Annotated in this window: 20 protein-coding genes; 18 read left to right on the forward strand and 2 right to left on the reverse strand. The window is 54.8% G+C overall.

Going from position 1 to position 24961, the window contains the following annotated elements:
* Positions 1-16 precede the first annotated feature (16 nt).
* From MKY59_RS08045 to MKY59_RS08080, 8 genes are all read left to right on the forward strand, one after another.
* Positions 17-1027, forward strand: coding sequence for a carbohydrate ABC transporter permease (locus MKY59_RS08045; RefSeq protein ID WP_236416080.1), 1011 nt, complete (start codon positions 17-19; stop codon positions 1025-1027).
* A gap of 298 nt (positions 1028-1325) precedes the next feature.
* Positions 1326-1868: a hypothetical protein gene (locus MKY59_RS08050; protein WP_339277015.1), complete on the forward strand. Its 543-nt coding sequence runs from the start codon at positions 1326-1328 to the stop codon at positions 1866-1868.
* Between the two features lie 191 nt (positions 1869-2059).
* Positions 2060-3694, forward strand: coding sequence for an extracellular solute-binding protein (locus MKY59_RS08055; RefSeq protein WP_339277016.1), 1635 nt, complete (start codon positions 2060-2062; stop codon positions 3692-3694).
* Positions 3695-3724: 30 nt separating this feature from the next.
* A complete protein-coding gene (locus tag MKY59_RS08060; RefSeq protein ID WP_236416076.1) occupies positions 3725-4699 on the forward strand; it encodes an ABC transporter permease subunit in 975 nt (324 codons plus the stop codon).
* 146 nt (positions 4700-4845) lie between these two features.
* The gene (locus tag MKY59_RS08065) at positions 4846-5715 is read left to right on the forward strand and encodes a carbohydrate ABC transporter permease (protein ID WP_339278353.1); all 870 of its coding nucleotides are present in this window, start codon (positions 4846-4848) and stop codon (positions 5713-5715) included.
* A 64-nt stretch (positions 5716-5779) separates the two neighbouring features.
* Positions 5780-8200, forward strand: coding sequence for an AraC family transcriptional regulator (locus tag MKY59_RS08070; protein ID WP_339277018.1), 2421 nt, complete (start codon positions 5780-5782; stop codon positions 8198-8200).
* A 27-nt stretch (positions 8201-8227) separates the two neighbouring features.
* Positions 8228-9751: a sulfatase-like hydrolase/transferase gene (locus MKY59_RS08075; RefSeq protein ID WP_339277020.1), complete on the forward strand. Its 1524-nt coding sequence runs from the start codon at positions 8228-8230 to the stop codon at positions 9749-9751.
* A 222-nt stretch (positions 9752-9973) separates the two neighbouring features.
* A complete protein-coding gene (locus MKY59_RS08080; protein ID WP_339277022.1) occupies positions 9974-11944 on the forward strand; it encodes a hypothetical protein in 1971 nt (656 codons plus the stop codon).
* Between the two features lie 213 nt (positions 11945-12157).
* Here the strand turns inward: MKY59_RS08080 and MKY59_RS08085 are convergent, their stop codons facing one another.
* On the reverse strand, positions 12158-12928 hold the full coding sequence (locus MKY59_RS08085; RefSeq protein WP_339277023.1) for a DeoR/GlpR family DNA-binding transcription regulator: 771 nt from the start codon (positions 12926-12928) through the stop codon (positions 12158-12160).
* A 60-nt stretch (positions 12929-12988) separates the two neighbouring features.
* On the reverse strand, positions 12989-13855 hold the full coding sequence (gene ant(6) / locus MKY59_RS08090) for an aminoglycoside 6-adenylyltransferase (RefSeq protein ID WP_339277024.1): 867 nt from the start codon (positions 13853-13855) through the stop codon (positions 12989-12991).
* A 305-nt stretch (positions 13856-14160) separates the two neighbouring features.
* Between ant(6) and MKY59_RS08095 the strand changes: the two genes are divergently transcribed.
* The 10 genes from MKY59_RS08095 to MKY59_RS08140 all read left to right on the forward strand — a co-directional run bounded on the left by MKY59_RS08095 (position 14161) and on the right by MKY59_RS08140 (position 24899).
* Positions 14161-15135 (forward strand): metallophosphoesterase family protein, encoded by a 975-nt coding sequence (locus tag MKY59_RS08095; RefSeq protein ID WP_339277026.1) that lies wholly within the window; start codon positions 14161-14163, stop codon positions 15133-15135.
* Positions 15136-15153: 18 nt separating this feature from the next.
* The gene (locus MKY59_RS08100) at positions 15154-16011 is read left to right on the forward strand and encodes a DMT family transporter (RefSeq protein ID WP_339277027.1); all 858 of its coding nucleotides are present in this window, start codon (positions 15154-15156) and stop codon (positions 16009-16011) included.
* Between the two features lie 89 nt (positions 16012-16100).
* The gene (locus MKY59_RS08105; protein ID WP_339277028.1) at positions 16101-16988 is read left to right on the forward strand and encodes a glycoside hydrolase family 43 protein; all 888 of its coding nucleotides are present in this window, start codon (positions 16101-16103) and stop codon (positions 16986-16988) included.
* Positions 16989-17270: 282 nt separating this feature from the next.
* Positions 17271-17825, forward strand: a complete 555-nt coding sequence (locus MKY59_RS08110) for a nucleotidyltransferase family protein (RefSeq protein WP_339277030.1) — start codon at positions 17271-17273, stop codon at positions 17823-17825.
* Positions 17826-18305: 480 nt separating this feature from the next.
* Complete coding sequence (locus MKY59_RS08115) at positions 18306-19040, forward strand: YdcF family protein (protein ID WP_236416059.1); 735 nt, start codon at positions 18306-18308, stop codon at positions 19038-19040.
* A gap of 157 nt (positions 19041-19197) precedes the next feature.
* Positions 19198-19755 carry a DJ-1/PfpI family protein gene (locus MKY59_RS08120; protein WP_236416056.1) on the forward strand — a complete coding sequence of 186 codons (558 nt, stop codon included), beginning with the start codon at positions 19198-19200 and terminating at the stop codon, positions 19753-19755.
* A 271-nt stretch (positions 19756-20026) separates the two neighbouring features.
* On the forward strand, positions 20027-21676 hold the full coding sequence (locus tag MKY59_RS08125; protein ID WP_339277032.1) for an ABC transporter substrate-binding protein: 1650 nt from the start codon (positions 20027-20029) through the stop codon (positions 21674-21676).
* Positions 21677-21750: 74 nt separating this feature from the next.
* A complete protein-coding gene (locus MKY59_RS08130; RefSeq protein ID WP_339277033.1) occupies positions 21751-23145 on the forward strand; it encodes a M20/M25/M40 family metallo-hydrolase in 1395 nt (464 codons plus the stop codon).
* 208 nt (positions 23146-23353) lie between these two features.
* Positions 23354-23887, forward strand: a complete 534-nt coding sequence (locus tag MKY59_RS08135) for a hypothetical protein (RefSeq protein ID WP_339277035.1) — start codon at positions 23354-23356, stop codon at positions 23885-23887.
* 127 nt (positions 23888-24014) lie between these two features.
* The gene (locus MKY59_RS08140; RefSeq protein ID WP_236416049.1) at positions 24015-24899 is read left to right on the forward strand and encodes a TIGR01777 family oxidoreductase; all 885 of its coding nucleotides are present in this window, start codon (positions 24015-24017) and stop codon (positions 24897-24899) included.
* Positions 24900-24961 lie beyond the last annotated feature (62 nt).

Below are 24961 nucleotides of genomic sequence, written 5' to 3' on the forward strand. Positions count from 1 at the left end.
AAGGAGGCATCAGACTATGGCCGTGCCTGGCACAGATCGCATGGTGGTTGTCCCGAAGCCGAACTATCGCATGCAGAGGGTCCGCAACCAAACGTCGGATCTGCTCTATTCCATCTTCAGGTATGCGCTGGTCATCGGGATATCTTTTATCATCCTGTACCCGTTGTTTCTTAAAATTTCGGTGGCGTTCAAGGATAAGCAGGACATCTATAATCCCACCATCTACATGATTCCGCAGCATTTCACGCTGGAAAATATCAAACTGGCCGCCCAGGTGATGAACTACTGGCCTTTGCTGGCGAACACGCTTCTGTTCGTCGCGATTACGACGCTGTTGACGGCCATATCCTGCGCGCTGGCGGGATACGGGTTCGCCCGATTTTCGTTTCCGGGCAGCAGCGTGCTGTTCGTGCTCGTCATCCTGACCATCCTCGTGCCGACGAGCACGCTGATGGTGCCGATGTATTTGCATTTCCGCAGCTTTGACATTTTGGGCATCATCGGCCTGTTTACCGGGAAAGAAGGCGTTAACCTGCTGAATACGTACTGGCCGTCGGTGATTACGGCAGCCACCGCAGGCGGATTGAAAGCAGGGCTGTTCATTTATATTTTCCGCCAGTTCTTCAAAGGCATGCCGAAAGAGATCGAGGAGGCGGCGCTGATCGACGGTGCGGGCGGGTTCCGGACGTTTGCGCGCATCATGCTGCCGAACGCGGTGTCGCCGCTGATCACGGTGATCCTGTTTTCGTTCGTGTGGCAGTACAACGATACGTTCTACTCGTCCCTGTTCATGAGCGAAAGTCCGCTCATCTCGCTGAAGGTGGCGTCGCTGCCTGCGCAGGCGAACCAATGGATTCCACAGCTGATGGGATTCGGTTCGAGCTCGGGCATGAAGGCAGATCCGAACTACGTGGCGATGATCGTGGATACGGGCATATTGCTGGCCATTGCGCCGCTGATCATCCTCTATTTGTTCGTGCAGCGTTATTTCGTGGAAAGCATTGAACGTTCCGGCATCGTCGGCTGATTCGGTCAGCCTTCGAAAATGAATTTATGAATGTCGGGCGATAAGCTGTTTTTTTTGAATAGAATGTGGCTTGTGGTCGAAAAGGCGTTCCTGTCCGTTTTTGAGCGGATAAGGGACGCCTTTTGCATGCTAAAGCTTCATGGTGCGGAATTCACTGGCCCAACTTGCTCCGACATGAACCGGAAGGGGACGAACCATTTATGCTGACGTATTCCATAAAATGGTTCCCAAGAAGGTTCGACTCATGTACACTAGCACTATCATTGACAAAATCGATGCCAACGGAGGCTCATATAACATGAATCATCCAAGTGCCTATCATTATTATGACAAGCGGTTCGGTCCGTTCCGCAATCTGTCGAGCCTGAGCGAACGCGAGGCGGAAACGGTCACTGCCGGGCTGCGCGAGGAAGGGCGCAATTTCGCGAGTCGGCGATCCGCGGATTACATGGTTGTTCGGCGCAAGCTTGAGCGGAGAGCGCGAGAGCTGTTTATCGCCAAGGGCGGTCGGCCGATGAACCCGTATCCCCATTATCTGACGCTGGGAGCATGCGATTGGCTGGAATCCTGGTACGCGGAGCCGGATCGGATCAAGATTGGCTGGGAGCAATTGCGGGCCGATGCGGTAAGTTTTACATATGGCGATCTCTTTCCGACCATGCGCTACGAAGACGGCATGCCTTACCGGAAGAAAATATATACCAAAGCTGAAATCTTGGACGTGGTTCATACCTACGGCTGGCCTCAGGATTGGAACCGAAATGGTGACCAGGGTCCGGAACGATACATCGAGGTCCAGATCTGGGACGAAGATCTGATCAGAGAGCACGGAAGGGCTTGAATCCCTGTGCCATGGCGGTCTTCCCTGCTTGCAAAAAAGTGCAATTGCAGGAAATTCGAGCATTCGTTATAGTGTGTGAAAGCTTTGATCGATACGGGAAAGGCTTGCCGAGCCCGAAAATCAAAGCCCATTTTTCAAGCCTTAATCCGATTAATTAGATAGGTTTAAAAGGCTAAGGGAGGACGAAACCGATGCTGCACATGGAGAAAAAAAGGAATGAACAACCACCGGCGAAGACGCCGGCGGTCAAACGCAATAACCGCAATAATCGCAACCTGGCTTGGATCATCTCGGTGGTGTTGGTGATGACGGTGGTGCTGAGCGCATGCGGCACCGGAACCAAGGAAGAGGCGCAAACCCAAGGCGGTACAGTCCCTTCGAACGATCCGCTCGAACTCAGCATCATGACGATTACGCCGAGTGCCGTGCCGGCCGCGGACGACAATGTGATCAAACGGGAAATCGAGAAGGCCACCAACTCCAAAATGACCATTCAATGGGTATCCAACAATATCTACACCGACAAATTGAATCTGACGCTCGCTTCCGGGGATATTCCCGATTTGATCATGATCAACGATCCTTTTGGCAGCACGTTTACGAAAATGGTCAAGCAGGGCGCCTTCTGGGATATCACGCCTTACATTCAGGATTATCCAAACCTGAGCAAACGCATTCCGGACATTGCCTGGGAAACGACCAAAGCGGCAGACGGCAGCAATTACGGCATACCGCGGCCAAGGCCGGTGACGGGGGATTCGTTTTTCATCATCCGCAAGGACTGGCTCGATAAACTGAATCTCAAGGTACCGGAAACGACGGATGAGCTGTTTGAAGTGATGCAGGCGTTTGTGGAGCAGGACCCGGACGGCAACGGGAAAAAGGATACCACGGCGCTGGCTGCCTACGTCAGTCCGGACGATCTGGGTTGGGGCGGCAATCTGGGGCCGGTGCTCGGTGCTATCGAGAGCTCGTTCCTTGGCATTAACGGCAATTGGAAGTGGGACGAGGCTCAAGGAAAGCTGGTATATAGGGAGCTTCTTCCCGAAGTCAGGGAGTCCCTGCAGTATCTGACCAAGGCGTATGCAAACGGCATGATGCCGGAAGACCTGTTATCGCTCAAGCTGACGCAAGCAAGAGAGCTGTTCAAGCGCAACCAGGCGGGAATCATCGTGGACAAAACGGGCACCATGCGCAAAATCTACGCCGACGATCTGAAAAAGGTGGACCCCGATTTCAAATATACGGATTTCTATCCGCTTACCAACCTGAACGGGTATAACCCGAAAGGTGCGGGGTACAACGGCATTCTGGCCATTCCTTCCAGCGTGCCGGAAGAGAAGATGAAGCGCATTTTGCAGCTGGTCGATACGTGGATGAACCCTGAAGTGTTCGAAATTCAGCATTACGGCATCGAAGGCGTGCATCATACGGTCGTGGACGGCAAAAAGGTGGCGAACAGCGAAAAACTGACGGCGGACAACGCTTCGGACTTCAACCATATCGTAAATATCATCGACTTGCCGTGGGATACGACGGCGGAGACGGAAGAAGAGACGCAGGCCAACGAATTGTTCAAAAAAGTGGAAGAGGAACGTGACCAAACGAGCGTGGCCGACTTGACGGCAGGATTGCAGTCCGAGACCGGGCAGAAGATTCTGCCTGAACTGAACAAAAAAATCCAGGATTTGAAGGCGAAAATCATTCTGGGCCGCGAACCGATCGAGGCATGGGATGCATTTGTGGAATCGCTGCGCAGCGACCCGAACGTGCAGGCCATGACGGACGAGATGACCGAGGCGTACAAGAAACGGAATGGCCAATAATGATGCATGCCAAGGAAGGAGGTGCGGAGCATGAGTTTGCATGAGCAGCGCATGGGCGCGTTCGGGAAGAAGCGAAACCGAATCAAGACAAGGAAAAGCGGCGCGAGTCTCTTGTCCGCGCTCAAACGCGACCGATCGTTATACCTGCTGGCTCTGCCTGGCCTGGCATTCTTCCTTGTCTTCAAATACATGCCGATGTGGGGCATCGTGATCGCTTTTTTTGACTATTCGCCCTTTCGTGGGCTTCAAGGCAGCGAATGGGTAGGCTTGCAGCACTTCTCGCATTTTTTCAGCAATCCGGATTTCCTGTTATTGTTCCGCAACACGCTGGCCATCAGCTTGCTGAACCTGCTGCTGTTCTTCCCGTTCCCGATCCTGATCTCGCTCTGTCTGAACGAGCTGCGAAGCACAGTGTACAAACGGCTGATTCAAACGGTCATCTATATGCCGCATTTCCTGTCATGGGTCATTATTGCGGGACTGACACTGCTGCTGTTCGCCAAAGGGACAGGGATCGTCAATGAATTGTTTGCCCTGTGGGGCTGGCCGCGCTTCGATCTGCTGACGAACCCGGATTCCTTCTGGATCATGGTAACCCTGCAGGCGATGTGGAAGGAAGCGGGATGGGGAACGATCGTGTTTCTTGCCGCGATGGCCGGCGTGGATACCCAATTATACGAGGCGGCGAGAATGGACGGGGCGGGAAGACTGCGCCAGATCTGGCATATTACGCTGCCCGCCATCCGAGGCGTGATCATCGTGCTGTTTATTCTGCGGCTGGGAGACATCATGGAAGTGGGGTTCGAGCAAATTTTCCTGATGTATAACGGCGCGGTGTCCCAAGTGGCCGAAGTGTTCGATACGTATGTGTATCGGATGGGTATCGAGCAGGGGGATTTCAGCTACAGTACGGCGGTCGGGCTGTTCAAATCCATGGTTGGCCTTGTGCTTGTCGTGATTTCCAACCGCATCGTCAAACGTCTTGGGCATGAAGGCGTATACTGATCTGCTAAGAGCTGCAAGGACTTAAATAAACCGCAAAAACATACACACGTTAACGGAGAGGCAGAACCAATCTGAAGAAGCGAAGCGGTCACTTGAAAAGCTTTCTGAAAGAAAGCTGCATCATATGGAGGAGGTTGCAGGGCGTGCTGCACGTAAAAAGAAGTGAACGGATCGGCGGGTGGCTTAATGCCATCGGGCTTGGAGTGCTTGCCGCCGCCATGTTTTTCCCGCTGTACTATGTGCTCGTCGTTTCGTTGACGGACCCGGGGGAATATTTGCAGAAAAAAATCGTGCTGTTCCCGGAGCGTTGGTCCACCGAGGCTTATGAATACCTGCTGTCCACGCCGGCCTTTGCCCGGTCGCTGGGCAACAGCGCCTTTCTCGCGACCGTGGGCACGGCGCTCAGCCTTGTCGTATCCTCATCGCTCGCGTATGCGCTGTCCCAGCGCAGATTCCGCTTCCGGCGGACGATCATGCTGCTCATCGTGCTGACGATCCTGTTCAGCCCGGGCATGATCCCGAATTATTTGCTCGTACGCGAGCTGGGGCTGATCAATAACATTTGGTCGCTGATTTTGCCCGCGCTGGCCAACGGATGGACGGTGTTATTGATGAAAAACTTTTTCGACAGCCTGCCTGAGGAAATCGGCGAGGCGGCAGCCATCGACGGCTGCAGCGCCATTCGCACATGGGTGACCATCGTGCTGCCTTTATCCCTGCCGGCCCTGGCGGCCTTTGGTCTGTTCTTCACGGTCGGCTTCTGGAACCAATTTTTCACGGCACTGCTCTATTTGAACGATTCGGCCAAATGGCCCATTCAGGTGCTTCTGCAGAACATGCTTCTCGGCGCGTCCCATATCGATCTGGTCACGCCGGGGCAGCAGGTGGAGACGCCTCCGACCGAAATGCTGAAGATGGCGGCGATCATCGTGGCCATCTTGCCCGTGCTGGCGGTGTATCCGTTCCTGCAAAAACATTTTGCCAAAGGAGCATTGATCGGTTCCGTGAAGGGATAGGTTGGCACACGCATGGTGTGGGTGGGTATCAACGCCATATTTATGCAAGGGAGGAGGGATCAACATGTTCATCAAGCGTATGGCCCGAGGGCTTCCGGGAGGGCGGTATTTCAGGCGCAGCCTGCTGACGATGCTGATGATCGCGTGCATTCCGGGTATCGTTACCGGCGGGCTGCTGTATATCTGGATCAACGTGCGCATGGAAAGCATATTGCAGGAGGCGCACGCGAAACAATTGGAGCAGCGGGCCCTCTGGGTCGGAGAGCAGCTGGATACGCTTGAATTGAACTTTTCGCAATGGGCGTTCGACCCGGTGTTCGACCATCGGCTGAAAGAGCTGGATTTTATCTACAAATACAAGCAGGTACACGAGTTGTACCGTCTGCTGCTCATGATCCGCCACTCGAATCCGTTGATCGACGACGTGCAGTTGTATCTGAAAGAACCGAGAGCGGTCATGATGAATTCCGAACGGTACGATTTCCTGACAGCGCCTGCGGAGATCAGCAGTTATGAAGGATTGCTCAGGCGTGCCCAAGGCGCATACTGGACACGCTCTGCAGACGGCGCATCGCCGATGCTGGTCAATCGCCTGCCTGCCGGCGCCGGGGACACGATCGGAGCATTGATCCTGACCGTGGACGCGGGGCAGCTCGAAAGCATGTTGGGTACGTTGTCCCCCTACGCTGGCGGCACCACGTTTCTGCTGAATGCAGACGGAACGCCATTGTTTCCGCAGGATCGGGAGGTATCGGCCTTGCAAGCGGCCGTCGGCCTTGAGCGGAATCGGCTGGCAGACAGCGGAAGTCCGAACTCCTTCCTGATGGAATATGAAGGAACGACGTATTCCGTGCTTTCCGGCGATTTTCGCAGGTTGGGCCACGACTGGATTTACGTTTCGGCCTCTCCCCTGAACGAGATCGTGGCGCCGATCGTGAGTGTGCCGAGATTGATTTTGGCGGTCAGCGGAGCAGGGCTGCTGCTGGCGCTCGCGTTATCCTGGATCGGCTCGCTCCGGTTGTATCAACCTTTGCAACGTTTGCTGCGACTGTTTACGGGCATAGAGCCTGCCGGCATAGAACGTGGGCGCCAAGAAAGCATGCGGGGCAACGACATGCTGTCGGGAAAGCGCAGGTCAGCGTCACGAATGGATGAAATGAAACATATCGAACAGCACTGGCTTGGCGTGAAAAGGGAGCGCGAATCATTGCAGCAACGGTTTGAAGAACAGCTTCCGCTGGCGCGGAACAATTTGCTCCAGCAGCTCACGCTTGGGCAGCTTCATTCCTCTTCGGACCGCGAATGGCGGGCCAGGCTGGCTGAGCTGGGATGGGCCGTGCAGGATGAACACTTTATCGTCATGCTGTGCCATATCCGCCCGGTCACCCTGCTGCAGAAAAACGGAAATCCGTTTGGCAAGGAATCTCCGGAGTGGATCGGCATCATGGCCGCCGACATGCTGACGCAACGGGCCGGCGAATTGCCTTGTCTCTCCGAGACGATCAACTATCACGATCTGTCCATCGCGCTGCTGCTGGCCGTTCCGCCGCATGGGGAATCAGGCATCGGCATATCCCGATTCAGGGAAGAAGTGTGCCGGATCGGGCAGCAATGGATCGATGCCGTTCAGGCGGAATGGGGCGTGCGGGTCACGGTGGCCGTCAGTCAAGCATGCGCCGATGCGACCCATCTTCCAAAGCTTGTTCAAGAGGCGCGCACAGTGCTGAGAAAAAGGCGATTTTCTTCCGCTTCTCCGCTCACCGACATGGCCGAGAATGCCGAAGAAGCCGGTATGGATCGGGCGTTCTATCCGCTGGAGCTGGAGCAGGATATCCTTGCCGCATTGCGAAACGGAAGCGAGCAGGAAGCAATGGATCGATTTCGCGATTTTGCGAATCGTTATGCCGCTTCCGCATCGCCCGGGGAGCAGGTTCGCCAGGCCATGTACCAGCTGCTTGCCCATATCCAGCATGCGCTTGCGCAATTGGGTGAAGATCCCGTGCGGCTGTTCGGGTTGGGGCTCTATGAAGAAGTGATGGAGCTTCATGATCTGGAGGAGACATGCGTGTGGTTCAGGGAGCGGATCATTCGCATTTGCGTGGAGGAATTCACCGGGCGGGAGGAGAAGCAGGTACAGATGGCGGTCCATCACATGAAGGAACATGCCGAAACGCAGTATGCCGAAGCGCTGTCCCTGGACGAACTGGCCGATGCTCACGGAATCCATGCCTATACGCTCAGCCGGGCGTTCAAACAGGCATTCGGGCAAAATTTCGTCGACTATCTCACAGCCGTCCGTTTGGAGCGGGCCAAGGAGTTGTTGAGGACGACCGACGTCAAAATCAGCGAAATTGCGGAACAGGTCGGTTATCAGCCGAGTTATTTCAATCGTTTGTTCAAGAAAAGCGAGGGCACGACACCGAACCGGTATCGACAGGACCTTCAAAGGCAGGACGTGCATGCTCGGGATGACCGTTCCGTCTAAAAAAGCCAAAGGAGCGTGAGAGGCGACGTGTCACAGGAATCGCATAATCAGCCGGACATTATTTTTCTCATGACCGACCAGCAGCGATGGGATTGCATCGGTCAGTATAACGAATATATACGCACCCCGAATATCGACCGGATTGCCGCCGAAGGCATTACTTTTCAGGAGGCCGTGTGCCAGGCGCCCATGTGCGTGCCGAGCCGCAGCTCGATGATGTTCGGGTATTACCCTTCGCAGCTTGGCGTGCGGACGAACTACGGCGGGCTGTTCGAAGAAGACAGGCTGCCGTCGGAACCGCTGCCGGAGCTGATGCGCCGTGCAGGGTATCAGACCGCCGGCTTTGGGAAAACGCACTGGAACCATGCCGAAGGCGTGGAAGAACCGTCTACCCGCGGATTTGAAGTGCGGGCCGTCGGATTGGCGCGCACAAGCGGCCATTACGAACAGGGAGCGACCATGATGGGAGACACCCATGCCGAGGATCTGGAGGCGTACCATCGGGAGACGAAGGATTTCGGCGGCGGCGAAGAAAACGCGAACGGTTATACCGGGATGACGAGCCAACTTGAGATGCATCAACACCGGGACGGATGGGTTGCGGAGCAGGCGCTGCAATTTTTGGAAGACGGCGTGGATCCGGATCGTCCGTTATTTTTTTACTTGTCGTTTCTCAAACCGCATGCCGGCTTCAATGTGCCGAAAGCATTTGAGGATCTGTACCGGCTGGAGGATATCCCCGACATCGCGCAGCCGCCCTGGCTGGACGAGCCGGACACGCATCTGTCCGCATCCGATGAATTAAATCCGCACAGCCGGCAATCGTATCTGGACAAAAGGCAGGTGTGGGAGCAGCGCAGTCCGGAAGAACGCAAACGGACCACGCTGAGATATTGGGCGAACTGTTCCTGGCTGGACCATTATTTCGGGCGTGCCCTGGAGAAGCTGGAGCGGCTTGGCAGACGACGGGACACCCTGGTCGTTTTTCTGTCGGACCATGGCGAGATGCTGGGCGAACGGCAATACCGGTTTACCAAATACAACCTGTACGACAGCAGCGTCAGAGTGCCGCTCATCCTTTCCGGATCCTACATACCCGAGCGGAACCGCGGAACCGTCGACGCCAAACCCGCAGAACTGGTCGATGTGGTGCCGACGCTCATGGAGGCAGCCGGGCTTGAACCGAACCCGATGCTTCCCGGCGTCGATTTGCTGGGCGGGCTGCGGCATCGCGGCACGTTTTGCGAGTTCCACGGCAAAGGCGTAACCGCGCCTCATTCGGCACCCGCGTATATGTGGCGGACAGGGGAATGGAAGCTCATTTTGTATATCGAAGGCTCCGTCGCGCAGGCAGCTTCCCGGGTTCATGAAACCAAAGGAGAGCTGTATCACTTGCTCACAGACCCCAATGAGTGGGACAACCTGTATGAGCGCGAAGAGCACGCGCGGATCAGGGAGCAGCTGAAGACCGAACTGTTGATGCATCTCGCGGTCAGCTGGGCCAAAGGGCCGTTTTTCTACGATCGCGGCAGACTGAAACCGTTGAGGTAGATTGCCTGCGACGGACGTGCCCGTGGTTACACCTTGTATTGGACCTTTAGGCGTGGATGCGCGTGTCGCTTCACATGAATTACTCTGTTGACCGGGTAACCGGAGGCAAAGCCGTTGGCTGCCAGAATGCTTGCAGGACGAAATTCGATGCGGGCAGGGCGGAAGTCGGACTTTGCCTCTTTTTTTATACCAAAGATTAATCACGATGGAGGCGAGTTTGCGATGAAGATGTGGAAAACGGCGAAGAGGGAAGAAGCGAAGAACAGCCCAGGCGGAGAAAACGGGCCGAGCACAGTGCATGCAGCAGGCAAAACAGACAAGGGGCGCAGAACGGCCCGCGGAAGCAAACGGATGTTGATGCTGCTGCTCAGCGGCGTCATTGGCGCGTACCCGTTGGCAGGAAGCTTGGGATGGGAGCCATATGCCCATGCGGAAACAACGTCTGCGCCCCGTTTGGTGGAACAGCTCGGGCGAGGGTTGACCGCCGTTTATTTGGGAGAGGGAAAAGTTTACCTGAGCTGGCGTTTGCTCGGTACCGAATCGCAGCAAACCACATTTGACATTTACCGCAGAAGGGGCTCGGAAGAAGTGAAGCTGAATGACGCGCCGCTTGCCCAAGGCACGAATTTTACGGACACGGGAGTAGACGTTACGCAGAGCCACGGTTACGTGGTGAAATCCGTTGTGAATGGACAGCTGCAGGATATTAGCGAGGAGACGGTTATCGCTGCGCAACCGGAGGTTCGCAGCTTCTTCAGCATTCCGCTCGAGCCGATGACCTCCAATCCGTCCGACTATTTCGTGCAGCATGGCTGGCCTGGCGATCTGGACGGAGATGGGGAGTATGAATTCGTGGTGACCCGCATCCCGGTCAATGGGGGCAACAAATATGTCGAAGCGTACAGTCTGACCGAAGGGTTTCTCTGGCGCATCGATCTGGGGCCTTACAGCGTCACCGCGATCGATACGTATAACGCTCCGCCCGCATCCGTTAGCGAGTTCAGTGTTCCGGGCCTGGGCGGTTGGCGCGATAACGACAATGTCACCGTCTTCGACCTGGACGGCAACGGCAAAGCGGAGGTGCTGCTGCGCACGTATGAAGGCGTTGCGTTCGCGGACGGGAATGTCATACCGGCCACGCCGCAGCGTGAACAATACGTGTCGGTCGTGGACGGTCTCAGTGGAACAGAGGCTGCCCGGACGACGATCGTGAATGACTACGCCGCAGACGGTCCGCTGAGCGGGCATTTCGGCATCGCTTATTTGGACGGCGTGCATCCGAGCCTGGTGACTGCACTGAAAAATCGTGCCGCCAGCCGCGTGTTCCAGTACGTAACGTCAGCCTATGATTACAGGGACGGCGCGCTGACCGAGCGATGGAGACATGCCGGGGCAGACGGGGAGTTTTTTCATCAAATCCGCATACTGGATCTGGACGAAGACGGTCGGGACGAAATTTCCTTCGGCGGCTGGGCGCTGGATGATGACGGAAATACGTTGTACAGCCTGCCCGGCGTCGTGCACGGCGATCGGTTCCATATCACGGACATCGATCCGGACCGTCCGGGACTGGAGCAGTACGGGATACAGCAGGCGGAGAACGGCAACGTCAACCAGTTCCCCTGGTTTTATGCCGATGCGGCTACCGGGGAGCTGATCCGCACGGGCGAAGTGCCCCAGGACGTGGCACGCGGCACGGTTGCGGACATCGATCCCCGGTATAAAGGGCTTGAGTCATGGTCAAGCTCGGGCAGCATTTACAATGTAGACGGCGAAGTCATCAGTGCGGTTCAGCCTTCCACCAATTTCCGCATATGGTGGGACGGAGACGTATTGAGCGAATTGCTCGACAAAAACGTTGTGGAGAAATGGAATTGGGAATCGGAAGAGACGGCCAATCTGTTCACGGCAGAGGGCGTGCGCGTTAATTCGAGGAACGCCCCCGTGCTGTACGGCGATTTACTGGGCGACTGGCGCGAAGAAATTCTGTTCGAAGCCAGTGACAACCTGGAATTGAGATTATATACAACGACCATCCCGTCGGACGTCCGTCTGTACACGCTGCCTCATAATCCCGCATACCGTAACGGTCTCGCGGTCAAAGGATACATGCAGTCGCTGCTGACCGATTATTATCTGGGCGACGGAATGACGCCGCCGCTGTTGCCCGATATCCGCCCCGTAGCGCAATAACCCGTTTACGGGAGATCCGGCAGGAGACGGCGATTCTTCGCTCAATGATGCGTGGCACAACGGAACCCGGTAAGGGGCGGATGCGCTGTTCGCAAGCACTCCTTCAAAATGATCACGAGAAGAAAACCAGCCCTGCATGAACTGCGCCTCCATTGTTAGTCCTGTCTAACAAATGGGGGTGCAGGTCAATTGTCAAGGGCTGGTTTTGCACGTTCAATCGCTCCGCACGACATCGATTTCGAGCTGTTGCAGCGCCTGCAGCCAATCGGCCGGGCAGCATTTGTCCGTAACCACCATCGAAATACTTTCCAGTGGCGCAATGCGCGCAAAGGTCGAGCGCCCGAATTTCGTATGGTCCGCCACCAAAATCGTTTCCTCGGCCCGCTCCATCATCGTGCGGGATATTCGGGCTTCCTCCAGCAAATAGTCGGTGATGCCGTCCGTTAGCGATATGCCGCCCGCGGAGATGAACGCCTTGTTGACCTTGAACTGGTTCAGAAGCTCATGCGCGATCGGGCCGGTGGAGGCCTGAACGGCAGGCTGGATGTCTCCTCCAGCAAAAATGATTTTGCCTGCGAATTGTTCCAGCGCGCAGTTCAGGATCGGGACGGAGTTGGTGATGACGGTGACCTGGGAACGGGCTCTCAGCTCGCGCATGATCTCCAGCGTGGTCGTCCCGTTGTCCAAGAGGACGGTCTCGCCATCCTCGATCAATGCGGCCGCCGCGCGGCCGATGGCCTGTTTCTCGGCCGATTGCAGCTGTGATCGTTTCTGGAAGGGGGCTTCATTCATGCCGGCGCGAACGCGGACGGCGCCTCCGTATACTTTGCGCAGCTCGCCTTCCTTCTCCAGCCGGTCCAGATCCCGCCGAATCGTCTCGGTCGAGACCTGGAACAGCTGAGCCAGCGTTTGCACCTGAACCTTGCCTTCGATGGCCAGCCGGGTAAGAATCGTATGTTTGCGTTCCTCATAGGTTAGGGACATGATGCGGTGCCTCCTGTAGTTTACGTCGTTCTGCATTTCAATACTCGGGGGACACGGTTGTTAACGGTGTTTCAAATCGCGATGAATCCGTTCCGTATATTCCGTAATTACCTCGTCGTATGGAGGATAAGGGTAACCCTGCCGGGATGCGACCGCTTTCGCGTATTTGCGAAACAGGTCGTAGATGACGAAGAGGGATGACCACATCTCTTTATATCCGTGTTGCGAATAAGAAGACAGCAGCGCCTGCCAGTCTTCCTCCGGCAAATAGCGGTCGATGAATTTGTAGTTTTTCCCCACGCTAAAAGAATAGCCTTGTTCCGCCCCGATCTGCCAACTCATCATGCGCAGCAGATTCGGTCTGGAAATGTTGTTCATGTGATCCGCGGCAAACAGAATCTCTTTTCGTGCGAGGCCCTTGACGACATAGGTGGCGACGAACCAGAACTCGTTGCAGCAATCGTCGAAGGACCTGGCCGTAGGCGGTTTGATCCAGTAGGACTGATCGGTGGGTGCAGTTTGCTGCTGCTTCGCAGCCCGGCCGTCCTTGTCCAGCAGCACGCGAACCAGTCCGTCGCTGTCTTCGAAATAGGCTTCCGTTTCGTTCAGAGGAATGAGCGTCAAATCCAGTTTGTGCCCATCCGCCATAATCATGAGGTAGGAGAACCAGTTGCCGAGCTCGGGCGGGAACAGCTCCATATCCTCGGGCTTTTGCATCATGAGTCTTTCGCCAAAAACGTCGAGCCAGGCATCGTTCGACTTGAAGGAGTCCAGTTCGGTCACGAAAAAGGATATGTCGAAATCGCGGAACGGGTCTGGCGCAATGTTGGGATTGGTTCGTGAGCCTTCCAGCGTGACGAGGCGCACGCGTTCATCGGATTTTGCCGCGTTCAGGATGCATGCCAGCATGTCCTGGTCTGTTCGCATGATGCATTCCTCCATTGTGTATATAGGTTGAACCCATGATTTTTACACAGAGACACTACGCGGTCAGAGCCATCCTCCAATCGCTGTTATCTCCAAATTGTTTCTGTTCTCTCTCCGTTTGGTGCAAAATTCCAGTTCAATCTATATCGTTTGTTATTTTGTTGTTGTGTAGTTCGACGCAAAGGCCGCGCAATCCTTCTAGTTCGTAGTTGACAGATGGAGGAGTCAGGAATAATATCATAACAAACAACATGAAACCACACAAAACAACAATGTGGATTTCAGGCATGGGCAGGAGGCGCAGGATGAAACAGCCATTGGCATTTGGGAAAAATGGAAGCTTTACGATCGTGCAGTTTACGGACTTGCACTGGAAAGACGGTCGGCCCGAAGACGAACGCACGCGCCGGATGATGGAAACGATCGTGGAGGCCGAACGGCCCGATCTCGTCGTGTTTACGGGAGACGTGATCTATACCGGCCCGGTCGATCCGGGCAATCAACCATGCGAGCATCCGGAGCAGGCATTCCGGGATGCGGTGTCCGCGATTGAGGAACGGGGCATCCCCTGGGCGTTTGTATACGGGAATCATGACGCGGAGAATCGGATCACCCAGCAGGGGCTGATGGACGTCATTCAGGAACATGACCACAGCGTCACCGAACCCGGGCCGACGTCCATTGCCGGATTGGGCAATTATGCGTTATCCATCGCCGGTACGGACGGCAAGGCGGCAGCGCAGCTGTATTTTCTGGATTCGGGCGCCTATTCGCAGATCGAATCCATCCCCGGTTACGGCTGGGTTCAGCCGAATCAGCTCCAGTGGCTGATGGATGAATCCACACGCGCCAATCCCGGCCGCGCACGCGGGGAGAAGCTGCCAGCCTTGGCGTTTTTCCATATCCCGATTCCGGAATATCAGTACATGTGGGATACGCAGACCTGTTACGGCGTGAAGCATGAACCGGTGTGCTCCGCTCAAGTGAATTCGGGCCTGTTTGCGGCTATGCTGGAAATGGGGGACGTGATGGGCACCTTTTGCGGGCATGACCATGTGAATGATTTTCACGGGACGTACCACGGCATTCGCCTCTGTTACGGGCGTTCCAGCGGACACAGCACGTACGGACGTGACGGCATGCTGCGCGGGGCGCGGGTCATCAGGCTGCAGGAAGGGCAGCGCTCGTTTGATACATGGCTTCGTCTGGAAGACGGTTCGACGGTTGCAGAGCAGCCCGAACATGCTCCGGAAACGGCCGCAGGGCAGCAGCAAGCGTAAGAGAGGACGAAGACAACGATGATTTTGCCGATTACGCTGGTGTTGGCATCCGGCATGGCTCATGCGATATGGAGCATGTTTACGAAACGGAGCTTGAACAAAAGCGTTTTTCTTTGGTCGATAATGATGATTCCGACGGTGATTTTGCTTCCCACATTAGTCATGGAGCTTGCGGAACAAACACTGTCCACCGTGGCATACGGATTGTTGGTGGTATCTATGGCGCTGCAGGCGCTGTATTCGTGGCTGTTGTCCAAGACGTACGTTCTGGGCGACCTGTCACAAATTTATCCGATTATGCGGGGGACGAGCACGCTGCTGGTCCCGCTGATCGGCGTCGTTTTTTTGAGGGAAGCGCTGTCCCCGGCGGGATGGATCGGCATTGCCTGCATGCTTGGCGGTTTTGTTGCGTTGAGCGGCATCGGCGGCAGGTCAGTGGCGGGCCATTCCGGAGTACAGGGGTTGAAACCGGTGCTGATGGCGCTTTGCGTCGGGCTGTGTACCACCAGCTACGTGTTTGTGGACAAGTTGAATCTGGAACACCTTTCGCCGTTGTCCCTGCTTGAAGTAACCAACATCGGTTTCGTGGCGGGACTTACGCCGGCCATGCTTGCTTCAAAACAATTGCGGCAGGAATGGAAGGCCAATCGGTCGACCATCCTGCTTGGTGCGCTGCTGAACCCCGGGTCGTACCTGCTGTTCCTGTTTGCGCTGGAGCAGGCGCCGATGGCTCGTCTTGGCCCGCTGCGTGAGGTAGGGACGGTGTTTGCCGCCTTTCTCGGTATTTTGCTGCTGAAGGAGCAGCAGGGCAGGAAACGCATCCTTTGCTCGATCGTCATATTCGGCGGCATCTTGTTGATCGGCATGTGGGGATGAGGGCCATGTCTGATTTTTGAAGCACCGGGGTTCGGGAATATCATGTATACTCTTGGGGACAACGTATTTTTCAAGAGGGGGAGTCATGGTTGAGCGAGTTTAGCTTGGAGCAGATTCATTTGCGTGATCCTTACATATTGACGGTACCGTCCCGAAAGAAATACTACCTGTACGGTTCGATCGGAAAAAACGTATGGAACGGTCCGGCCATCGGTTTTGATGTTTACGAGAGCGAGGATCTTGTCCATTGGCAGGGACCGATTCCGTGTTTTCGTCCGGCACCGGACTTTTGGTCCGATCATCACTATTGGGCACCCGAAGTCCATGAATGGGATGGACGGTATTACATGTTCGCCAGCTTCAAGGCCGAGGGCATACCGCGGGTAACCGGGGTGCTGGTTGCGGATCAGCCGGAAGGCCCGTTTGAAATATGGGCGGAAACGCTGACCCCGCCGGAATGGGAGTGCCTGGACGGCACGCTGCATGTGGATGGACAGGGCGACCCGTGGATGATCTTTTGCCGGGAGTGGGTTCAGGTTGAAGACGGGGAGATGTATGCGGTCCGTCTGAAGCCAGACCTGTCGGCAGCGATCGGTGAACCGGTTCTGTTGTTCCGGGCTTCCGAAGCCCCATGGTCGGTGGGCAGTGGGGACGAAGGCCGCCGTCATGTGACGGACGGACCTTTTTTGTACCGGATGCAAAACGACGAGCTTGTCATGATGTGGTCCACCATGGGGGAGGCCGGATATACGATGGGCATTGCGCGTTCATTATCGGGGCGGCCCGAGGGGCCGTGGAAGCAGGACGAGACGCCGCTGTTTGCCAAAGATGGCGGACATGGCATGTTGTTTCGCACGCTGGACGGCAAACTCTGCCTGACCATTCATACGCCCAACGAACATCCGAAGGAACGCCCGGCCATATTCCGCATTGCGGAGCAAAACGGGAAATTCAGCCTCATAGACAAGTTGGGTTGAGCCGGGTTCGATAAATTCAGCGAAGTGACAAGGTCGAATAGAAACCAATAAGCATCGTATGCGGGAAAACCCCTTTGGTTGCCCAGGCTGCAAACGTCTGTACGGATGGATGTGAGCGGGGCTGCGGAAGGGGTATTTGCGTTTCTTAAAGGGGTCTTTGGCTTGGTTAGTTATTCCGGGAACCGGGGTTTGTTTTATTTGGGTCAGCCGGACGTGATATAGTGGTAAGGTGATGATTTGGAGATTACATGGGATCTGTGGGGGGAGGGCTTGGCTTAGGCGATGATACGGTTGGAGGATCGGCTGAAAGAGGACATCTCCGAATACGCGCAGCTTCTGCAGGATCTGCGGCGGGTACGGGCGCTTGGCTTGCCTCAATGCTACATTGGCGCGGGATATATTCGCAATTATATATGGGATCGTTTGCATGGTTATAAGCATCGCGACTCGCATACCGATATCGACGTAGTTTATTATGATCCGGAGGATGTGCGGGAAGAACGGGACGTGCAGATCGAGAACGTTCTTCGTCGTGAAACGGGGAATCCGCTCTGGTCGGTGAAAAATCAGGCCCGGATGCATCTGCGCAACGGTACGGAGCCGTATCAATCGACGTCGGATGCCCTTCGGCATTGGCCCGAGGTGGTAACGGCGGTAGGCGCTCGCCTGAATGAGCAGGACCAACTCGACATTTGCGCGCCGCACGGACTGGAAGACTTGTACGGTTTGATTGTGCGTCGAAGTCCCTTTTTTGCGGACCGGAGCGCATATTTGCGGCGTGTGGAAGGCAAAAATTGGCATCTACAGTGGCCGAAACTGACGATTATTCGGGATTAGCCTTGGGCAAATTCATCGAGTATTTCGTTCGTGGAGCTGTGGGTGGGAGTGGATGCCGATTGATAGAGAACTGGATGGGATGTTCACGTGTTAACGAACCTGAGGCGTTTTATTCGGCGGCATTGATGTGGTTTCGAGCGCTAACGAACCGTAGAGACGCTATTTGGCTGGATTGACATTAAAAAGACTCGTTCGGTCTACTTTAGCGTGCCTGAGATTCGTTAGCCTTCAACATGGGCGAAATCTTGCCGAATAAGGTGCGTGAGTTTCGTTAGAGTCTCTCCAGCGCCTGCTTTCCGTTACATGATGGGAAGGATACGTGGTAACTCGCGATTCGTGCAATCCGTCTATCCATCGCGATTGGAATTTGGTTCCTTGTTTGGCCGCAACGAAACTTCATACGATTTGTTTATAGGGTATACGGGAGCTTGAGTCAGAGTTCTGGCGTAAAGCTCAAGGAAGGAGGACAGGCCGGAGTTCATGAAACAATTCATGCGCAGCAAAGGGTGGATATTGGATATCGTTTTAGTGGTTAGTTTTATGCTCTTTTTATCGTTCTGGGGAGCACGGTTTCCCGTCATGTTTTTCGGCATGCTCAGCGCGGCGTTCATCGTTCTGCGCCGTATTGATTATAAGAGACACGTGGTGTTCAAAAGAATTCTGCTGATCGGCTTCGGCATCGCTGCCGTTTCGTTCGTCATCATAGAGGCCCTCGTATTTACCCAGCTGCACTCGGATGATCCCGAAGAGGCCGATTATGTCATCATTCTCGGATCAGGCATCAAAGGCACAGAGCTCTCGCTGACCTTGAAGCAGCGACTGGATGCCAGCCTGGACTACATACGCGCTCACCCGGATATTCCCGTCATTGTATCGGGCGGTCAAGGACCGGGGGAATCCATCACCGAGGCGCTCGCCATGAGAACATACCTTGTTGAGGAACAGGGCATCGATCCGGGACAGGTGCTGATGGAAGACAAGTCGACCAGCACGCAGGAGAATCTCGCCTTTTCCAAAAAGATCATTGAAGATGCAGGGAACGAACATCCTGAAATCATGCTGGTAACGAGCGACTACCACATGTTCAGGGCCAAATACCTGGCTTCCAAAAACGGATATGCATCAGCATACGGCATTTCGGCGCCTTCGCCGATGCATCTGAAGCCGGTCAACATGATCCGCGAGTATTTCGCGGCGATCAAGGCCTTTCTCTAGATGCGGGAAAACAGGCAAACGCCGGCTCGTTGTTCCCGATCGGGTATGGCGGCCCTTGTTGTTTGGACCGATAAAGGTTTGGCGGATACGCATGAGGTTGGGGAGAGCCCCAGCGTGGCAATCCGCGAACATCTGCGGAAGGAGTGATTTATTTCAGATGAAGACACATCTATTGCTTTTCGAAGGTTATGTTTCCTTTGAAATCATGCTGGCAAGTTATTTTATGAAAACGCAAGGGGAAATCGTAACGGTGGCGCCGGATCGGGGACCGCTTCGATCTTACGAGGGATTGTCCGTCAACCCGGACCACCTTTTCACAGAGCTGAACCCGGCTGAAGTCGAATTGCTTATCATTCCTGGCGGTGATGTCACATCGCTGCTTGACAGGCAGCCGCTGTTTGAATGGCTGCGGGCGCTCGATCGGAATGGATCGGCGCTGGCCGCCATTTGTGCAGGCACATTGCTGCTGGGCAAGGCCGGCTTATTAGCGGGACGCTCCTTCACAACCAATGCAGAGACGGAAATGAGGACCATCACTTCGGAAGGGCATTACATGGATGCAAACGTGGTCGTTGACGGGCGTCTCGTTACGGCCAAAGCGCAAGGATACGTTGATTTCGGCATTGAGCTCGGCAAGGTCATGGAGATCTATTCGGGTCCGGAAGATTTAGCGGAGACGGTCGAAGTATTCAAGTATTTTGGCGACTCAAAATGATCAAAATGAAACGAAAGGACGTTCTTGTCGGCATCTTGCCGAGGGGGCGTCCTTTTTGAGTTAGCCCGCTTCTCTTGGTGAGAAGCTTACCGAGTATATGATTTTTCAATAACGTTATAGATTGTTTCGATTAAACATCCAGGAAGGGATCAAGTATCATTTAATACCAAGTATATCAATTGAATTAATCAATATTATAACGCGCAGGCATCATGGGCTAATGTTGCGGATCAGCAGCACATGAATGTCTGACAGGGGGAGTGGGGATCGCATGCGCACACGGATACGCTGGGCTTCGGTCATTTTGACATTGGTTTTGTTGTTGTCGGCTTGCGCGAACGGTTCGGGCGGGGGTCAAGGAACGGCGACGAACAGTCCGACAGAAGGGTCTGAAGCATCGGGGAGTACGATAGCCAAAGGAGGGGACGTCACTTACGCGCTCGCCACCTCGCCGGATACGTTGGACCCGGCACGAAGCGGGCTTGCGGTTGCCATTCGCGTTTACCGGACGATTTTCGAAAATTTGGTGGTAAAAACGAACGATGGCACGATCAAACCTTGGCTGGCCACCGAGTGGGAGGAGTCGGAGGATCACAAAACGTATACGTTCAAACTGCGTAAGGGAGTGACGTTCCATGACGGCACGCCATTCAATGCCGAAGCGGTGAAATTCAGCTTGGACCGTATTCTTGACCCGAACACCAAAGCCGGCAATTCGGCGGCATTAATCGTTCCTTACGAAAGCTCCGACGTGATCGATGAATATACAATCCAACTGAATTTATCCGAGCCTTCGCGTGCATTTCTCGGCAATTTGAGCCAAGCTGCGCTGAGCATCGTATCGCCAACCGCGGTGAAAAAGTACGGCGAGCAGTTCGGACAGCATCCGGTCGGTACAGGACCTTTCAAATTCATCAAATGGGACGAGAACGTGCAGGTACAGGTTGAACGCAATGCCGACTACGCTTGGGCTCCAGAAACAGTTGAAAATAAAGGAGCACCATATCTAAACACGCTCACGTTCAAAATCATGCCGGAAGAAGCCACTCGCGTGGGCAGCCTGCAAAGCGGACAAGTGACGGCCATCGAGACGGTCCCGCCCCAAAATGTGCTGACATTGGAGAAACAGCCCGGTTTTCAATTGCTGAAAGTGAACACGCCAGGTCTTCCTTATACGTTGTTCATTAATCAGAAAAAAGAACCATGGAACGAATTGAAGGCCAGGCAGGCATTGCAATACGGCATCGATGTCGGTTCGATCGTGAAGACGCTGTATCTGGGCACCTATGAGCAAGCCTGGTCTGCGGTGACGCCTTCCATATTGGGTTACGATGCTTCTCTGGAAAATGCGATCCAGCCCGATCAGGCGAAGGCAGCGCAACTGCTGGAAGAGATCGGTTGGAAAGTCGGCGCGGACGGCATTCGTGAAAAGAATGGACAGAAACTTGTCTTGCATTACGTGGACGGTTCGCCGAACCGGGAAAAGCGGAATGACATTGCTGCAATGATCCAACAGCAGCTCAAAAAAATCGGCGTACAGGTCGAAGTGGAAATTACGCAGGATGTCGGTACCGTTGTGCACACGAACGGGGACTATGATATCTACGGCAACAGCCAGGTCAAGGATGATCCGCATGCGCTGCTTCCTTTCTATCATACAGCTGCTCCGGGAGCGAGGGCTACACTGTCCAATCTTTCCAGTCCGGAAGTCGACGAGTGGCTTGAACAAGGGGCGGTTGAATTCGACGATGCCAAGCGGGCTGAGATATACGGCAAAGTGTTGAGGTACATCCACGATCACGCGATTATCATTCCGATATACATCTTCCCGTATGTGGTAGGAGCTAGCGATACGCTGAAAGGATTGCAATTTGATGGCTTGGGGTATCCGATCTTCAACGATGTATACGTTCAAAAATAGACGCATTGTCCAGATAAAACGAACTCTTCCCTTTATTGAGACTGCACGACGAAACGGAATTGTACACAGAAAGGATGAGAAACTTGGTCGAAGGCGTGGATTCAATTATTTCCCGGAACGAAGAGCTGTATTTGGAGCGATTGTTCAAGCTGCTGCGCCAGCCAAGCATCAGCACGCAAAATATCGGCATGCTCGAATGCGCCTCCCTGGTACAAGAGTTGTTCACAGATTGTGGCATCGAAAACCGCCGTTATGAAACGGAAGGGCATCCGATCATTTACGGGGAATACCTCCATCCCGACAATGAAACCACCGTGCTTATGTATGGCCATTATGATGTGCAGCCTCCCGATCCGCTGGACGAATGGGCAACTGCTCCTTTTGAACCGGCGATTCGAAACGGCCGCATCTATGCACGGGGAGCGGGCGACAACAAAGGGCAATTCGTTGCAAGCATACTCGGTGCAAAGACGTACCTGGATTTCCAGGGACGATTGCCCGTGAACGTCAAATGGATCATCGAGGGAGAAGAGGAAGCCGGGAGCCGTCATCTGGCAGCTTTCGTAGAGCAGCACCGCGCGCTTCTACAAGCGGACCTGGTCTATACGACAGACGGTTCTTCCCATGAGTCGGGAGCACAATCCATCCTGCTCGGCGTGCGCGGTGCTTTGGGCGTGGAGCTGGTGGCGGAAGAAGCGAGATGGGACAACCATTCGGGCAACCTCGGCAATATCGTGCCTAATCCGATATGGCGACTGGTCGAGTTGCTGCACACGATGCGCAGCGGAAACGAGGTGACCATTGAAGGGTTCGCCGATGGAGTGAAACCGCCGACGGAGCTTGAAGAAAAGATATTGCACGACATCCCCTACGATCTGGAAGGGGTTCGACGCAAGAGCGGCTATGCTGCGCTGGATATCGATAGCGATACGTATCATCGCAGGCTGATGTTCGAGCCGACGCTGAATGTGAACGGATTGTTCAGCGGTCATACAGGCAAAGGAGGAAGGTCGATCATTCCGGCACGCGCCACAGCCCGGTTGGACATTCGTCTCGTTGCAGGACAGGACCCCGATCAGGTATACGAAGCGCTCGCCCGCCATGTGCGAAAACATGATGCCGGCATTACGCTGACGCGCAAAGGGGCGGTCCCCGCTTCAAGGACGCCCGCAGACCATCCGGCCGTGCTCGCCATTGCCGAGGCATTGGAGCAATCCACAGGGCAACGTCCTGTCATTCAGCCCAGCCTTGGCGGCACGCTGCCGGACTATGTGTGGACCCAGATTTTGAATGTGCCCTCCGTTATTGTTCCATATGCGAATTACGACCAAAACAATCATGGTCCGAACGAAAACTTGGAAATCAGCACTTTTTTCAGGGCGATCCGCAGTACATGTTACGTGTTGGAGCATTTGTCGCGCGTTTCTTTCAAGAGATGGTCGGGACAACCAGGTCATGCAATCCGGTGATATAAATGAACGAAAACGCAAGTGAGGGTGTGTCACAGCCCGCAGCTTGCGTTTTTTGCGATGTTTTGGTTCAGAGGCATTACCTTGTTTCGCCACATTAGCTGGTATGCATTGCTCGTCTGCTCGTCACTCCTTATTTTCGGGCAGAGCGCTTGCGCCGTCATGTTATAATAGTGTAAATCATAACCAAACGATGCAGGAGTGTACTATGATCAAAGACTATATGTTACCCGGACTTGTTCAAGAACATAAAATATGTGCGGAGCAGATGGAAGAAATCGTACGTTTGCTTGCTCAAGCTCCGCTTCTGTACGACGATGGACGCTCCATTCAGACAGATGATTTTCTCGCCGGTCTGGAAATGCAATTGACCCCGGAAAAGCGCCGCGCCGTGACGGAACTGTATGAACTGGCTGTAACGGCCTGTCGGCGCTGTGCCGACGAAACGGCCTACGAGCAGTTGCAGGATGTGCTGGGACTGCAAGCGGAGCTTTGGCAGGAAGGCGTGTTGTCCGTATCCGCATGGATGGTTTGGCTGGAGGAAATCGGTTCAGGAAAGCGCGTATTGCCGGAGTATGACTTTGTCGCCATGCTCGGTTCCTTGCCAGAGGGCTTCATGATTCATGATTTTTACGATGTGCTGAGAGAGCAGCTTGAGCAAAACCCTGCTCACGATTGGGCACGCCAAGAATGCGCGAAATTATACGCGGCACTGGGAGCAGGGAATACGCGGAACGAATAACCGAGGTCGCGATCGCTTCCATGGGCAACAAATGTGCAAAAATGAGCAAACCAATAAGGCGATTTCGGCGTTCTTACTTGTATATGGAATGTTCGCAGTGCATTCTGCGCGGAAACGGGGCGATTCGATGGGCAAAGTGGTATTGGCGGGAGGCACGGGGTTTGTAGGGCAGGATTTTGCGGACAGATTCGGCAAGCTCGGGTACGAGGTGCTCATCATCTCGCGCCAACCGGGGCATGTCGGCTGGGAAGACCGATCAGGCATTGTCCAGGCTCTGGAGGGGGCCGAAATGTTGATCAATCTGGCCGGAAAATCCGTGAATTGCCGTTATACCGAGGAGAACCGCAGGGTGATTCTGGAGTCCAGAACACGGACAACCCGGGCACTGGGCGAGGCCGCGCTGGCTTGCAAACAGCCGCCGAAGGTTTGGATCAATTCGAGCACGGCGACGATCTACAGGCATGCCGAAGATCGCCCGATGACGGAAAAAGAAGGCGAGATCGGTACAGGGTTCTCTGTTGACGTCGCGAAAGCTTGGGAGCAAGCTTTCTTTGAGTTTCAGCTGCCTTCCACGCGCCAGATCGCCCTTCGCATAGCCATCGTGCTGGGCAATGGCGGGGTGATGCAGCCGCTCGCGAATCTGGTCCGCTTCGGCTTGGGTGGTGCGCAGGGATCGGGACGGCAGCAGTTCAGCTGGCTGCACATCGAGGACTTGTTCCGGATAGTCCAGTTTCTGCAGCAGCATGAGCAGTTGGAAGGTGTCTTTAATGCTTCTGCGCCCCATCCCGTAACGAACCGCCAGTTGATGGCGAGTTTGAGAGAGCAGATGGGGGCGAAAGTCGGCTTGCCTTCGCCGCGCTGGATGCTGGAACTCGGCGCGCGCTTTATTCGAACCGAAACGGAGCTTGTGCTCAAAAGCCGCTGGGTGCTTCCCGAGAGGCTGGAGCAGGAAGGGTTTGTGTTCAAATATGACACGCTTGATAAGGCGCTTGCGAGCATTTTGCAGCGATAGCTTTAACAGGTTCGGTTTGTTCGTATGACATGAAGATGTGGAAGAGGCAGATCGTCTGCCTT

The organism is Paenibacillus sp. FSL W8-0426 (assembly GCF_037969725.1).
Lineage (GTDB): Bacteria > Bacillota > Bacilli > Paenibacillales > Paenibacillaceae > Paenibacillus > Paenibacillus hubeiensis.